Origin of the sequence: Sinorhizobium sp. CB7, assembly GCF_041357635.1 — a bacterium.
In the GTDB taxonomy this organism is placed as follows: domain Bacteria; phylum Pseudomonadota; class Alphaproteobacteria; order Rhizobiales; family Rhizobiaceae; genus Rhizobium.
The window spans coordinates 1-349 of record NZ_JAULLL010000079.1 but is presented as its reverse complement, the minus strand read 5'-3'; the positions used below and the strand labels follow the sequence as shown (position 1 = coordinate 349).

Genomic DNA, 349 nt, shown 5'->3' with positions numbered 1-349 from the left:
CCGGAACAGGAAACAGCCTTGCCAACACGATCAGGGGCGCAGCAGGCGCCGACACGCTGGACGGCAAGGCGGGAGCAGACATCCTGATTGGCGGCGCCGGCAACGACACCTACGTTGTCGACAGTGCCGGCGACGTCGTGACCGAGGCTGCCAATGCAGGCACGGATCTGGTCAGGACGGCGCTTGCGACCTACTCGATTGCTGCGCTGGCCAATGTCGAGAACCTGACCTTCACCGGCAGCGGCGATTTTGCCGGGAGCGGCAATGCCCTGGTCAACATCATCACCGGCGGCACCGGCAACGACACGCTGGATGGCGGGGCAGGCGCCGATACGCTGGTCGGCGGCGC

The 349-nt window shown here is 66.5% G+C and carries 1 pseudogene; it reads left to right on the top strand.

Going from position 1 to position 349, the window contains the following annotated elements:
- Nucleotides 1–349, top strand: a pseudogene (locus tag AAE029_RS36260) (protease); the annotation flags it as partial.